This window comes from Escherichia sp. E1V33 (genome assembly GCF_004211955.1).
In the GTDB taxonomy this organism is placed as follows: Bacteria; Pseudomonadota; Gammaproteobacteria; order Enterobacterales; family Enterobacteriaceae; genus Escherichia.
Map to the genome: position 1 here is coordinate 12,307 of NZ_RHJI01000033.1, position 13,672 is coordinate 25,978.

Below are 13,672 nucleotides of genomic sequence, written 5' to 3' on the forward strand. Positions count from 1 at the left end.
CAAATTTTTAACACAAGCGTTTTTCGATCCAGTTGGTGATTTCCTGAAGCGCCTTGTCAAAATTCCGATACACGGGGTTAAACGGAATCTCTAATAATTTACCATCAGCAGATGACGACGTGATTAAGCGTGAATCCTCTTCCGGGCTAAACGGATCGTTCTTCCAGTAGCCTGATAACATTGGCGTTGGGCAACGACGCCCCAGCAATCCTTGCACTTTTAATGAGTAGCGATTCAGCTCAACACGCAACGCTTCATCAGAAGCATCATGCATTCCCAGTCGGCTTGCCAGAACGTCAAGATACATTTCTGGCACCTGTTGCTGGCACTTAAAATCACTCAGCAAAGTGTGAACCACCGGGCCAAGACAGGCCACCGCTTTCAAACGTGATGCCTCGAGATAAGCCAGGCGTACAGCAACGTTAGCACCAAAACGGAAACCAAAGGCTGCGACGCGCGTGTGATCTACCCACGGCACATTAGGTAGCGCTTTTAAGACGTGTTGGTGCAGCAGGCTGGAATCCTGGGTGAGTTTCCACTTCGAGGAAAAACCGGCCGAGGGCATATCAATAGTCAGCATCGCAATGCCACGGGGCGCAAAATAACGTTCATAAAGGGTGTAATAGTCAGTCTGCATCGCATCCAGGCCACCACACATTAATACGGTCGGGAACGGGCCATCGCCTTTTGGCATATGCAAAAAGCCTGTGATGGGCGAGCCACCTGGTACGGTGAACTCCATCTGACGCATGGTGCCCGGCAGACGCTGCGCCGCTTCTTCATAAGCTCGGTTTGCTAATGCCTGCGCTTGCTCTGCCAGATCATCCCCTTTCAGATGGGGATAGGCGGCGATGTTATATAGTGTGGCGGCATGCAGCCAGTAACGCCCGCTGATCTGCGGATCTTCTTGCGCACATGCTTTCTGTTGCCATTCCATCGCCTGAGTGGCCCACTCATAAATCCAGTTGCCGCCACGGTAGCCAATTACCGTATCGTATAAATCATTATCGGTACGTTCGGCATCACTCATCACGATACGCGCCTGGACATCGAGGATTTCACGCGGATCAACGCCGCGCCAGATCCACATCAGGCGGTTAATCATGCGATACCAGTGAGGAATAGTTTTGCCATCGAGGGCCGATTGCACAGGTGGTTGTGCACCGTGATTAAAGCGGCGGACAAGCGTCGAGGTTTCAGGGTGTTTAAAGCGGGGTTTAAACAGGGTTTCACTCAGGTTAGCCTGTGTCATTGATGCAACCTCCAGGAATACTTACTGGACGCTATTGTACCCTGCCTGAAGTTAAAAAGAACAACGCCTGGCATTGCCAGGCGTTTAAAAAATCAGCGACCAGAGATAGGCGGAACAAACACAACGCCCATATCCCACGGCTGCTCAATCCAGGTATCTTGTGGGATATCAACCACATAATCATCTACCAGTGGACGACCAGCCGGTTTCGCGAAGATAGTCACAAAGTGTGCTTTAGGATACATTTCACGAATCGCCACCGCAGTACCACCGGTATCTACCAGGTCATCAATGACGATAAAGCCTTCACCATCGCCTTCCGCGCGCTTCAGTACTTTCAGTTCGCGCTGGTTATCGTGATCGTAGCTGGAAATACATACGGTATCGACATGACGAATACCCAGTTCACGCGCCAGTAATGCTCCCGGTACCAGACCGCCACGGCTAACGGCAATAATGCCTTTCCACTGTTCAGAAGGCATCAGGCGGCTTGCCAGTTTACGTGCATGGATCTGCAACATGTCCCAGGTGACGATGTATTTTTCGCTCATGTGAAGTGTCCCAGCCTGTTTATCTACGGCTTAAAAAGTGTTCGAGGGGAAAATAGGTTGCGCGAGATTATAGAGATCTGGCGCACTAAAAACCAGTATTTCACATAAGTCCGCGTCTTTTTACGCACTGCTACTACCTGTCGCTGGATAAAGTGGTATTCTCAAACATATCTCGCAAGCCTGACTTGTGCTGACAACATTTTCTGCTAACCCTGTGACCTGCAATACTGTTTTGCGGGTGATCGACAAGGAGACTTAACGTGTCTGAACTGTCTCAATTATCTCCACAGCCGCTGTGGGATATCTTTGCAAAAATCTGTTCTATTCCTCACCCGTCCTACCACGAAGAGCAACTCGCTGAATACATTGTAGGTTGGGCAAAAGAGAAAGGTTTCCACGTCGAACGCGATCAAGTGGGGAATATCCTGATTCGTAAACCTGCCACCGCAGGTATGGAAAACCGTAAACCGGTTGTCTTGCAGGCTCACCTCGATATGGTGCCGCAGAAAAATAACGACACCGTGCATGACTTCACTAAAGATCCTATCCAGCCATATATTGATGGCGAATGGGTTAAAGCGCGCGGCACCACACTGGGCGCAGATAACGGTATTGGTATGGCGTCTGCGCTGGCGGTTCTTGCTGACGAAAACGTGGTTCACGGTCCGCTGGAAGTGCTGCTGACCATGACCGAAGAAGCCGGTATGGACGGTGCTTTTGGCTTACAGAGCAACTGGTTGCAGGCTGATATTCTGATTAACACCGACTCCGAAGAAGAAGGTGAAATCTACATGGGTTGCGCGGGGGGTATCGACTTCACCTCCAACCTGCATTTAGATCGTGAAGCGGTTCCAGCTGGTTTTGAAACCTTCAAGTTAACCTTAAAAGGTCTGAAAGGCGGTCACTCCGGCGGTGAAATCCACGTTGGCCTGGGTAATGCCAACAAACTGCTGGTGCGCTTCCTGGCGGGTCATGCGGAAGAACTGGATCTGCGCCTTATCGATTTCAACGGCGGCACACTGCGTAACGCCATCCCGCGTGAAGCCTTTGCGACCATTGCTGTCGCCGCTGATAAAGTCGACGCCCTGAAATCTCTGGTGAATACCTATCAGGACATCCTGAAAAACGAGCTGGCAGAAAAAGAGAAGAATCTGGCATTACTGCTGGACTCTGTAGCGAACGACAAAGCTGCCCTGATTGCGAAATCTCGCGATACCTTTATTCGTCTGCTGAACGCCACCCCGAACGGCGTTATCCGTAACTCCGATGTAGCCAAAGGAGTGGTTGAAACCTCCCTGAACGTCGGTGTAGTGACCATGACTGACAATAACGTAGAAATTCACTGTCTGATCCGTTCTCTGATCGACAGCGGTAAAGACTACGTGGTGAGCATGCTGGATTCGCTGGGTAAACTGGCTGGCGCGAAAACCGAAGCGAAAGGCGCATACCCAGGCTGGCAGCCGGACGCAAACTCTCCGGTGATGCATCTGGTACGTGAAACCTATCAGCGTCTGTTCAACAAGACGCCGAACATCCAGATTATCCACGCGGGCCTGGAATGTGGTCTGTTCAAAAAACCGTATCCGGAAATGGACATGGTTTCTATCGGGCCAACTATCACCGGTCCACACTCCCCGGATGAACAAGTTCACATCGAAAGCGTTGGCCATTACTGGACACTGCTGACTGAACTGCTGAAAGAAATTCCGGCGAAGTAATTATTTGATTTGCTGCCGGATGGCGTTTAATCGCCTTCCGGCAGTTTCATCCTTCATTATCCTTCGATAAAAGCCATCCCTGTAAACGTTCGTCGCGGATTGCCACGTTCAATCTGGTGATGGAACATTCGCCGCTGTGATTTCAGCACCGCGCTATTTTCCTGTTGCTGTTGCTCCAGCTTCCAGGCAATCAGCAATCGCGCCAGCCGTTTGTTGGCATGCTGGCTGCGCTCTGACTGAACCTTCACGCTAATCCCGGTAGCCAGATGCGTGGCGCGTACCGCCGAGTCGGTTTTATTGACATGTTGACCGCCCGGCCCCGACGAACGCAGTGTCTCATAACGGACCGCGTTGGATTGCTCCTGCTCATCAGCAGTAAAACGCCCAATGCCCAGAAACCAGTTTTTGCGTCCATGATGAGGCCGATACGGACTCGGACAAATCCACTGAATAGTGCCGCACCAGCTTTCGCTTAATGCCCATGCGTTGTCACCATCCAGAGAAACCAGCGCTGAACGCAGCGTGTCAGAGTAACGGCCCGTTTCTGTTTCCAGCACTGTTACCGTGACGTCTTGTCGGGCAGCTTCTTTAATCAGCATGTCCAGCGCCTTTTTCACTGCGAGACAACATTCTTCCGGCCCCTGAGCAGAGGAGAGTTGTAGCAAGATCATCCTTTTTTCCCTCCACTGTTTTTGAGCGTTAGCACCGGACGCAGTCGCGCGACAGGAATAATTAACCCAGCCAGCACCAGACATTGCACCACGCTTTCAGCCGATTTATAGGCTTGTGGCGCTTCTTCAAAGATGAGTTGTTTATCGCGACAAATTACCCGACTGCCAAGTTCAGTACGCGAGAGGTGCGTCGCCGTGTATTTCGCTGCCAGACGCCCTTTACACTCGGTGCGCCCCCATTTACGCCCTGCCCCATGCGCCAGCGAGTGGAGCGTTTTTTCGTTCGCAACAGGCTTAACCAGCCAGGAGTAATCACCGCGTGAACCGGGAATAATCACCAGACCGTTGTCATCTGGCGTGGCACCTTTACGATGCAACCAGCCCTGTTGATCGCCGATTTGACACGCGCTAACAAAGTTATGCGCCACATCCAGAACAGGACTTCCCTTGGCTTTCACCTGTTGCATTATGCGCAAAGCGATCATCTGGCGATTAACACGCGCAAACGCCAGCGCATCGTCATGTTCCGCAATATACCGTAGCGCGTCGTCACTGCCTTCAGACAAACCATGATGCGAAAACGAGGCAATATGCCGCTGTAAAATAGACTGCCCCAAACCACGCGAGCCGCTATGAACCAGCAGTTGCAGATGCTGTGCATCCAGACCTGCCAGTGCAAACAGTTCCGCGTCGATAATTTGATCAACTTGTTGCAGTTCTGCGAAGTGATTGCCGCCACCGATGGAGCTAAGCGAGTTGCGCCACGGATGCTGTGCAAATGCTGACGGCAGGTTTTCCTCCGGCCAGCTTTCTTCAGCAACGTCATCCAGATCTGATAATCGCTTTTCAAACTTATCGGCGTTGTATTTGCGAGCGAGAATATCTGTTTGCCATAGCGCCATGCCGCAGCCGATATCATTGCCGACCAGTGCCGGGTAAAAACGACCAACAGAGAAGAACGCTGCGCCAATCGGATAGCCGCGTCCGGGGTGTAAATCAGGCATTCCCACAACGCGTTGCATATCGGGAAGTTTTGCCGTGGTGTGTAATTGTTGGATCGCTGAACTTTCGATCCACAGGTCATCAGATGCGATGGTAAATACCACATCGGATAAGGGACGAATATATTTGCCCATGTACCATTCCATTTATACTCGTCATACTTCAAGTTGCATGTACTGCGACTCGAATTATTGAGAGTAACAATTAAAAAATCAGGAAATGGCAGACGAATCCAGGGCAAGAAAAAAAGAATTAATCCTGGAAAGGTCTGCAAAGAGTCATTGATAAAGGATTTGTCATGATTTACCTCCTTGCAGTTTGTGGAATGAGAAAACGCGCACATACTAGACTTGCGTTATTTTCATTGCAAGCTGGATTTAATGTTGCTGTTTATATCGCATATAAAAATTAGTAAACCACGCTCCCCGGCATTCAACGCGCTGCTGCTTAACTGTCTGAAAACCATAACGTTCAAAAAAGGGTTTTGCAGTTATGCTGGCATCTACCGTAAGTTCGGATTCAGACTTAATCAAAGGTTTTAACAAAGCGCTGGCAACCCCACGGCGGGTGTATTCAGGGTCAACAAATAACATATCGATATAATGTTCAACGCAGGTAATAAAGCCGACCGGTTGTGCATTAATGACTGCAACCCGCACTTGTGATTTCGCGAGTTTCTCCTTCCAGCGAGATTCGTCAATCTGCGCCCAGGCGGCAATTTGTTGTGGTGAATAATGCTGACTGGCGGTCATCGTAATCGCTCTAAGGAAAATAGCGCATAGTTGCTGAAAATCGCCAGACTGATAGTCTCTTATTTGTATGTTATTCATAATATAAGTTTTGTTTTGAATACCCGCATCCTTATTCCTTAAAGTCATTGAAATCTTCATCCGTCATATCATTAAGATATTGTTCAGCGCGGCGTGTAATTTCCTCTAATCTTGCAGCACTCGGACGGAAGCGCGCCTTTATGGGCTTTTTCTCCTCTTGTTCAGCAAGCATGTCCATTAACGCTTCGAATGCGCTGGCACTTAAGAGATATCCTGCGGGGCGATTATTAGAAAGAACCGCAACCGGTTGATCAATAAAGTATTTTGCTGGATTTTTACGTAACTCAGTGATATTGACCGATTTTTCAGCGAGAATTCGATGCATACAGTGATACCCTCATAATAATGCACACCAGAATATACATAATAGTATACATCATAATCCCAACACCAGTTGCCTTTCCATTTGCGGGTCAAGCAACGTCACATGCAGCCCCACCAGTCGCACACCTCGCCCGCCGCGACGTTCATCCCAGGTTTTACGCGCGGTGGCGATTAAGTCAGCTTTATTCAGTCGCGGCCAGACGTGCTCCTGAGTGGTTTGCTGAAAATCGTCGAACTTTAATTTCACCCCCTGGCGAGCAATCAGTAAATCAGGTTTCACCTTTGCCAGACGGCGTTCAAGTTCCGGATACAGCCGCTCGATAATCGCTTCACATTCAGACCAGTGATGAATATCTTCCGCCATCGTGCGTTCCACGCCGACGGATTTTCGCAACCGTTCGCTGTTAACGTCGCGTTCGTCAATCCCCTGACTACGCTCCCACAAAATGCGGCCAAATTTGCCAAAACGTTTAAGCAACGTCACCAGATCACACTTTTGTACATCACCGCAGGTCCGCAGCCCCATCGCTTCCAGTTTTGCCGCCGAGACTTTGCCGACGCCGGGGATTTTTGCCAGCGGTAAGGTTTGCAGAAATGCCGGAACTTCTGCCGGAGTAATCACAAACTGGCCGTTGGGTTTATTCATGTCGGAGGCGATTTTGGCGAGAAACTTTACCGGCGCAACGCCCGCAGACGCCGTCAGTTGCAGCTCGTTGAAAATCGTCTGGCGGATTTCCTGGGCAATGAGGGTCGCAGAACCGTGGCAATGGACGCTGTCGGTGACATCGAGATAAGCCTCATCCAGTGACAACGGCTCAATGCGAGAGGTGTAGCGCGAGAAGATTTCACGGATATGATTTGAGGCTTCTTTGTAGGCGTCAAAGCGCCCCGGAAGCAAGGTGAGATGTGGGCATAATTTGAGCGCCATCCCTGTCGGCATAGCGCTGCGTACGCCAAATTTACGCGCGGGATAATTGGCGGTGCTGATCACCCCCCGACGTTCGCGGCTGCCGCCAATAGCAATAGGGATATCGCGCAGGGCGGGATTGTCGCGCATCTCCACTGCGGCGAAAAAGCAGTCCATATCCACATGAATGATTTTACGCATTACTCACCTCTCAACACTGGTAAAGTATACAGTGATTTCAGGGTTTGAGAAATGCGTAAAGATTCAGCATTTAATGCGTTCGCTGCGAAAGCACCTGCTGCTTATCCAGCTTTTGCACCAGCGGTTGCACCACTTTATCCCCATGCTGACCAAAGTATTGATACAACGTATCGGACGCACTTTTGGTCAGCACCATAATCTCAATGCGCCGGTTGCCCGCGCTTTGCGGATTCTTCGCGTCCAGCAGCATCTGATCCGCCATTGCGCTCACCTGCATCACTTTATCTTCCGGCATTCCGGCCTCTTCCAGCACCCGACGAGCTGAAAGCGCGCGATCGCCCGAAAGGTTCCAGTTGTTGTAGATATTGTTTTTGTAGGCCATCGCATCGGTATGCCCGGTAATAATAATTTTGTTATCGAGCGAGTCGAACACTGGCGCGAGCTCCACCAGCAGCGTTTTAAAGAACGGCATAATCTTCGCGCTGCCGCGTTCAAACATATTGCGGTTCTGGTCGTCTTTAATCAGCACGCGTAATCCCTGCGGGACAATCTCCATCTCCAGATTCGCTTCCATATGCGCATCACGGGCGATGGTGTTGATACTGGTCGCCAGCTCCCCCAACTCGGTGGCGGATTTCTTCTTCAGCAGTGCCGTTTTCTCGTTGACGTCGCGCGCTTTTTTCTCCGTCTCTTCCGGCACCGCCACGATGGCAGGTTTTGACGGATGAGACGGGCTGATTTTATTTAACGGCGACAGCCCACCACCGTTAAAAATCGACTGCCCGTGCAGCGCGGCGATAATGCTTTCACGCTCGGATTTACTGACGCTGTTGACAATCCACAGCGTCATAAATAGCGCCATCATCGCCAGAGTAAAGTCGGCAAACGCCACCTTCCACGCCCCACCGTGATGCCCGGCATGATTCTTTTTGATCTGCCGCCGGACGATGGTGGTTTTTGCCCCACGTTCGCGGCGGTTGCCCGTTTTTCTCATGCTTATTCTTGCTCCAGCATCGCATTCACCCACGCGTCGAGGTTGGCGAAGGTCGGTTTGGACGCCAGATGCAGCAGCTTACGCCCGGCGTCCACCGCCAGCAGCGTCGGTTTGCCGCCTGCCTGCGCCACCAGCACGGTGCGCACACATTCCAGTAAAGAATGTTCCGCCCGCGCCTGTTGTTCCATGGCGTTGGCGAGCGGGTCCATCAGGCAGTAGCAAATGAAGACGCCTAAAAACGTACCGACCAGCGCCGCCGCCACTTTCAAGCCAATCAGGGCGATAGATCCGTCAATTGACTGCATGGTGATGATGATGCCCAACACCGCCGCACAAATGCCAAACCCCGGCATCGCTTCGGCGGTACGTTGCAGCGAGCGCGACGGCGTTAGCAGCGACTCTTCCGCGGTGTCCAGTTCCTGATCGAGAATGCCTTCCAGTTCATGGGCGTCGATTTTACCCATCGCCATCAGGCGAAAGTTATCGGCAATAAAGGTCACCAGCCGCTTCTGAGTTAATACCAGCGGGTATTTCTGGAAAACGGTGCTCTCTTCTGGCTGCTCAATATGTTGATCCAACATGCGCAGGCCGCCGTTTTGCACCATTTCCAGCAACTCATACAGGCACATTAATAGCTGACGCTGAAATTCCGGCCCGAGCTGTTTTTTACTGATCACGCCTTTAATTTGATGGGCAATCTCTTTCAGCACATGTTTCGGGTTACCAATAATCATCGCCCCGAAACCGGCACCTAAAATAATGATCATTTCCGCCGGTTGCCAGATAGCCACTAATTGCCCGCCCGCTTCAAAATAACCGCCAAATACGCAGCCGAGCACCACCAGTAAACCTAATATTTTTTGCATGATTTCTTCACTTTAATTCGGATAGACAAAATCACGAATTTTCTGCGCGATCTGTTTATTCAGTTGACAAATTCGGGCCTCGGTTAGCCCTAATACCAGCGCAATCTCTTTGAGATTCATCTCATGCTGGTAATACATGGAGAGGATCAGTTGCTCTTTTTCGCTTAATTGTGAAAGCGCGTATTGCAGCATTTGCTGAGTGACAAACTGATCTTCCAGTTCCCGGCCAGCAAGCGGAATACCAGGCCCTTCGCCGTTCAGCAGTTCGTCCAGGCTGGCAAGCGTTTCCGCCCCTTCCAGTTGCTGATATTCGAGATAATCTTCATGCGAGATCCCTTCCACGGCCAGTTCTGACCACTCCGGTTCGTGCCCCAGTTTTTTACGCGTTTCGCGAATCAGGTCTTTCATCTGATGATATTTCTGTCGCAGCTGGCGCGGTCGCCAGTCGAGAGCGCGCAGCTCATCCAGGATCGCGCCGCGAATACGGTGCACGGCATAGCCCGCAAAACCTTCGTCCGGCAGCCCGTAGCGGCGGATGGCATTAAGCAGCCCCATTAACGCCGTTTGTTCCATATCCTGACGATCAATAATGCAATTACACTGCGGGGCAAGTTGCCGCACCACTTTACGCACCAACGGTAAATAGGCCTGCAAGTAGTGGCTCTCCTGCTGCGGGGTTAATACCGGCGCGGCAGCAAATTCTTCCGACTCGAATACATCCTGTAGCATATTTATATCCGCCTGGTGATTACTGGAAGACCACTTTTTTCACCAGCAAATCCTTATACGGTGCGCTCATTTTGCGACGCTGAAGATCTTTCTTTAACGCATCCGAAATCAGTTTGCGGATGGCAGATATTTTCATGCCACGCAAATCTTCAAATTTCATTTCCGTCAGGCATTCAACCGCAATACTTTGATACAGCGGCTCCTGATGTTTTATTTTTTCCGCTTCTTTGTCACTGGCGACCACCATCACTAATTCCGCCGACAAATAATGGTCCGCACCGTTGTTGTCATGCAGCGTGACAATGGTTTCCGGCAACGTCACAAACACGCTTTTGCTTTCATCCAGGGTTTCCACCGTTTCCGTCTGCGCAACGGCAGTCGGTTTTCCTTTTCCGGCATAATGATGCCAGACACCCCATCCAGCTCCGGCCCCCACCACCAACGCCAGAACGGCGCTGACCACGCCCGCCACCACGATTTTCTTCATATTGCCTTTACACTTTGATCAAAACGGATTCGTTCTGTTGAAATTGAGGCGCATCATCAAGCTGTAAGGCAGCACTCACCTCTTCCTGCTGATGGCCCGACTGTTGTTGTTGCTGCGACTGCCCTTCGGAGGAAACCTGTACGTTCACCTCCATAAAATTTTGCGCCGTCAGATGCTGGCGGAGATCGTCGCTAAACTGCTGCAACGCGCGGCAAACTTCACTTTGGTTCGCGCCGATGTGCACCATCAGTTTGCCGTTGTCGAGTTGTACGGCGATCTCAAGCTTGCCAAGCGACGGTGGATCAAGACGGATGGTGGAGATCTGCTGTTGTTTGTTGAGCTGAAAGTGGATCTGATCTTTCAACAGCGTCGTCAGTTTTTCGCCCAGTTCATCCATCGAAAGCGTGGCTGGTTTGGCGACAATCTCCTGATGATCGCTGACCAGCTCCGGCGTCTTAACCTGCAACACCGCACGCGCAATAACCGGTTCGCTGTCCGGCACTTTTTCCGTTTTACGCTCGACCTGCGGGCGCGCGGTCACACGAGTTAGTTCAGGTTTCGGGCGAGCAGGCTGTGTTGAGACGCGCGGCTGCGTCGGCGAAATGGCATGTAAATCTTCACTGGCGTAAGTCGCCAGTCTGGCCTGCTGTTCGGGTTTCGCCTGCGGCAACTGACTGATCAGTTCCTGCAACTGCGGCGGCAACGGCGTGAGTTCCTGTTGTTGCGTCGGGCGTTGCGGCGCGTTTTGCACCACCGCTTTCGTCAATTGCTGGATAACCGGCGATGTTGCGACGTTTCGCGGCTGCGGCGTGTCCTGATGCGGCGCGGCTGGTTGCGGAAGTAACAGCGCCATTAGCGCCTGCATCGCCACCGGATCGTTCTCCTGCGGGCGCGTCGCCTGTTGCTGATTGGTTTTAGCGCTATGAACGCGCTCCGCCACCGCCGCGACCGCCATTTTCGGCAGGGTAAACGCGGGCGCGTTTTCACCGCTCACCGACGGTAAAATATCCGCTTTCAGCGACGCCGTTTCCGCAAGCGTTCCGAGCGTGGCAAGCAATGCCGGATTCATGACTTCTCCGAAAGTAAATTAACAATTGAGTAGGCCAGTACGCCTTCCTGATGCCGCTGATGCTGTTCCATACGCGCTTTCAACACTTCTGCGCGCTGCTCGCGCCGTTTAATCAGGGTATTAAACGCGTCATACAGCCGCGCCTTCACCGCATCCAACTGCGCCGCGTCGGTTTCCGCCGCCGCGTAATCGTGAAACTGGCGCATCAACTGCTGATGCAGTGCCGGAAGGCGTCGCCAGCGTTGCTTGTCGAGGGCTTCATTCATCGCCTCGACCAATGCGAAAAGTTGCCTGCGTTGTTTTTCCATCGTCTTAACCCAGCTTGCCCGAAAGCCCTTCCCAGCCTTCGCGCAGGTTGCTTAAGATCAGCATCACTTCATCGATTTTCTCTGCCGACAATTCGCCGCTGGCTTCATACAATCGGTAAACGCAGTGGTCATAGAGGCGCGAAAGGTTGACCACCAGCTCGCCGCCAGTTTCAAACTCCAGCGAACTGGTGAGCGCATTGAGAATGTCGATGCATTTATTGATGCTCTGGGCTTTCTTCTCGAAACGCCGCCCTTCAATATGGCTTTTGGCGCGTTCCAGCTCATCCATCAGGCCAGAAAACAGCACCAGCACCAGTTCCAGAGGCGATGCCGCCGCAGTACGCGCCGCGAGATCGATCTCTTTATATTGCGAATAGCCGTCCTGTACTTGGTACATCTTTAGGGATATTCCTTCTGAGTTACGCGAATGCCGCCATGCTGGCTTTCATGGTGTACACCTCGACCAGCGTGTTGGTGTACTCCTCGAGATAACGGTCGTAGTTGGCGTTATAGGTATCAGTAAGCTGATCGCCTTCGTCCTGAATTTTGTTCATCTGATCGTCAATGTTCTGCTGGCGCAGGGTGATGATGCCGTTGCTGGAGTCCGTGTAGGTGTTAATCAGGTCGTCCATCTGTGCCACCATGCTGTTGTCGCCAACGAAAATAGAGGTCAGACCGTCAGGGTTTTTCGCCATTTCGTCGTTGAACTGGTCGGAGTCAATCTGTAAGTGGCCGTGAGAATCGAGGGTGATGCCATAGTCAACAATCGACACGCCGTTGTAGCTGGCATGGGCGATGTCATCGAGCTGATTCGCCAGTGAACTGAGTCCGGCGTCGCCTGCAAATACCCCGGCGCTGGTACTGTCATCACCGTGAGTGGTCAGCGAATCAACCGTATCAATCAAGGTGTTATAGGCATCGACAAAAGTCTGTACTTTCTCCTGGCTGGCGCTGGAATCTTCGCTGATGTTAAAGGTGATGAGATCGCTGTCAGAATCGCTGACTTCGGTGAAAGTCATGGTGACGCCGGGGATCACATCATCAAAAGTGTTGCTGCTGTTGGTGATGGCTGGCCCCGTAGCGCTGCCGAGATGAATAATCGCGTCCTGAGCGGAGGAAACATCCGTGGCAACGGGCGCGCTGGTGCTATCGTTGCTGGCGTCATGCCCCGTTACGCTCACCGAAAACGCGCTCTGCGCCCCGGTGCTATCCGAAGTGAGCATAATGGTGGTGGTGCCGTCGGTTTTTACCAGTGCCGCTGAAACGCCCGGATTGTCATCGGAGTCGTTAATCGCATTCACCAGTTCACTGGCGTCGATAAAACCATCGCCGTCGCCGTTCTGATCCGCCGCCGACAGATCAATATCCATGGTGCTGTCGCCCATCGTCAGTTCGAAGGTGCCGGTAGCGGAAAAAGCGTCGTCGCCCATACTGAACGTGGTTTGCTGCCCCTGCGCCAGTTGCTCAACGAAAAACGAGTAGCTTCCCGCCTGCGCCTGCGAGTTAGCGGAAACGGTCGCCGAGTCATTATTGCTGGTGGCGGCAAACGTCACCGGGCCGTCGGTATCGCTGTTTAGCGCGTCGACGGCGCTCTGGAAATCGCTTAACGCCGAGCTGAGCGAATCCAGGCCGCTGCTTTCAGCATCCAGCTCACTTTGCTTTTCCTGCAAATTTGTCGCCTGGGTGGCGACATCCGCATAAGCGATTTCTTGCGCAATGGTTCTTGGGTTGATCATTGATGACTCCGGATAACGATGTCAGGT

General features: G+C 52.0%; 16 protein-coding genes. 1 reads left to right on the plus strand and 15 read right to left on the minus strand.

Annotated features, from left to right (window positions below; genetic code table 11):
• Window positions 1-7: 7 nt before the first annotated feature.
• Together frsA and gpt are read right to left on the minus strand one after the other, a co-directional pair.
• Window positions 8-1,252, minus strand: coding sequence for an esterase FrsA (frsA, locus tag D9742_RS21755; protein WP_130238215.1), 1,245 nt, complete (start codon window positions 1,250-1,252; stop codon window positions 8-10).
• Window positions 1,253-1,344: 92 nt separating this feature from the next.
• Window positions 1,345-1,803 carry a xanthine phosphoribosyltransferase gene (gene gpt / locus D9742_RS21760; RefSeq protein ID WP_001291990.1) on the minus strand — a complete coding sequence of 153 codons (459 nt, stop codon included), beginning with the start codon at window positions 1,801-1,803 and terminating at the stop codon, window positions 1,345-1,347.
• Between the two features lie 260 nt (window positions 1,804-2,063).
• Here gpt and pepD point away from each other — a divergent pair, with 260 nt between their 5' ends.
• Window positions 2,064-3,521: a cytosol nonspecific dipeptidase gene (gene pepD / locus D9742_RS21765; protein ID WP_001293002.1), complete on the plus strand. Its 1,458-nt coding sequence runs from the start codon at window positions 2,064-2,066 to the stop codon at window positions 3,519-3,521.
• A 56-nt stretch (window positions 3,522-3,577) separates the two neighbouring features.
• Here pepD and prfH read toward each other — a convergent pair whose 3' ends face one another.
• The 13 genes from prfH to fliD form a co-directional block, all read right to left on the minus strand.
• The gene (gene prfH, locus D9742_RS21770) at window positions 3,578-4,192 is read right to left on the minus strand and encodes a peptide chain release factor H (RefSeq protein ID WP_130238216.1); all 615 of its coding nucleotides are present in this window, start codon (window positions 4,190-4,192) and stop codon (window positions 3,578-3,580) included.
• Window positions 4,189-5,328 carry an RNA ligase RtcB family protein gene (locus tag D9742_RS21775; RefSeq protein WP_205712881.1) on the minus strand — a complete coding sequence of 380 codons (1,140 nt, stop codon included), beginning with the start codon at window positions 5,326-5,328 and terminating at the stop codon, window positions 4,189-4,191. The genes prfH and D9742_RS21775 overlap by 4 nt, the downstream gene beginning before the upstream one ends.
• A gap of 243 nt (window positions 5,329-5,571) precedes the next feature.
• Window positions 5,572-6,024 carry a GNAT family N-acetyltransferase gene (locus tag D9742_RS21780; protein ID WP_130238258.1) on the minus strand — a complete coding sequence of 151 codons (453 nt, stop codon included), beginning with the start codon at window positions 6,022-6,024 and terminating at the stop codon, window positions 5,572-5,574.
• Between the two features lie 31 nt (window positions 6,025-6,055).
• Entirely contained in the window at window positions 6,056-6,349 is a 294-nt protein-coding gene (gene yafN, locus D9742_RS21785; RefSeq protein WP_130238218.1) for a type I toxin-antitoxin system antitoxin YafN, read from the minus strand.
• Window positions 6,350-6,400: 51 nt separating this feature from the next.
• Window positions 6,401-7,456, minus strand: coding sequence for a DNA polymerase IV (dinB, locus tag D9742_RS21790; RefSeq protein ID WP_001226166.1), 1,056 nt, complete (start codon window positions 7,454-7,456; stop codon window positions 6,401-6,403).
• Window positions 7,457-7,526: 70 nt separating this feature from the next.
• Window positions 7,527-8,450 (minus strand): putative lateral flagellar export/assembly protein LafU, encoded by a 924-nt coding sequence (gene lafU / locus D9742_RS21795; RefSeq protein ID WP_130238219.1) that lies wholly within the window; start codon window positions 8,448-8,450, stop codon window positions 7,527-7,529.
• Between the two features lie 2 nt (window positions 8,451-8,452).
• Entirely contained in the window at window positions 8,453-9,316 is an 864-nt protein-coding gene (gene motA, locus D9742_RS21800) for a flagellar motor stator protein MotA (RefSeq protein ID WP_001169519.1), read from the minus strand.
• Window positions 9,317-9,328: 12 nt separating this feature from the next.
• Window positions 9,329-10,045 (minus strand): FliA/WhiG family RNA polymerase sigma factor, encoded by a 717-nt coding sequence (locus D9742_RS21805; protein WP_000938726.1) that lies wholly within the window; start codon window positions 10,043-10,045, stop codon window positions 9,329-9,331.
• A gap of 19 nt (window positions 10,046-10,064) precedes the next feature.
• Window positions 10,065-10,532, minus strand: a complete 468-nt coding sequence (locus D9742_RS21810) for a flagellar basal body-associated FliL family protein (protein WP_130238220.1) — start codon at window positions 10,530-10,532, stop codon at window positions 10,065-10,067.
• Window positions 10,533-10,539: 7 nt separating this feature from the next.
• Window positions 10,540-11,601 (minus strand): flagellar hook-length control protein FliK, encoded by a 1,062-nt coding sequence (locus D9742_RS21815; protein WP_130238221.1) that lies wholly within the window; start codon window positions 11,599-11,601, stop codon window positions 10,540-10,542.
• Window positions 11,598-11,909 carry a hypothetical protein gene (locus D9742_RS21820; RefSeq protein ID WP_033815279.1) on the minus strand — a complete coding sequence of 104 codons (312 nt, stop codon included), beginning with the start codon at window positions 11,907-11,909 and terminating at the stop codon, window positions 11,598-11,600. The genes D9742_RS21815 and D9742_RS21820 overlap by 4 nt, the downstream gene beginning before the upstream one ends.
• A 4-nt stretch (window positions 11,910-11,913) precedes the next feature.
• Complete coding sequence (gene fliS, locus D9742_RS21825) at window positions 11,914-12,306, minus strand: flagellar export chaperone FliS (RefSeq protein WP_000285319.1); 393 nt, start codon at window positions 12,304-12,306, stop codon at window positions 11,914-11,916.
• Between the two features lie 22 nt (window positions 12,307-12,328).
• Window positions 12,329-13,645 carry a flagellar filament capping protein FliD gene (gene fliD, locus D9742_RS21830; RefSeq protein ID WP_130238222.1) on the minus strand — a complete coding sequence of 439 codons (1,317 nt, stop codon included), beginning with the start codon at window positions 13,643-13,645 and terminating at the stop codon, window positions 12,329-12,331.
• Window positions 13,646-13,672: the final 27 nt, after the last annotated feature.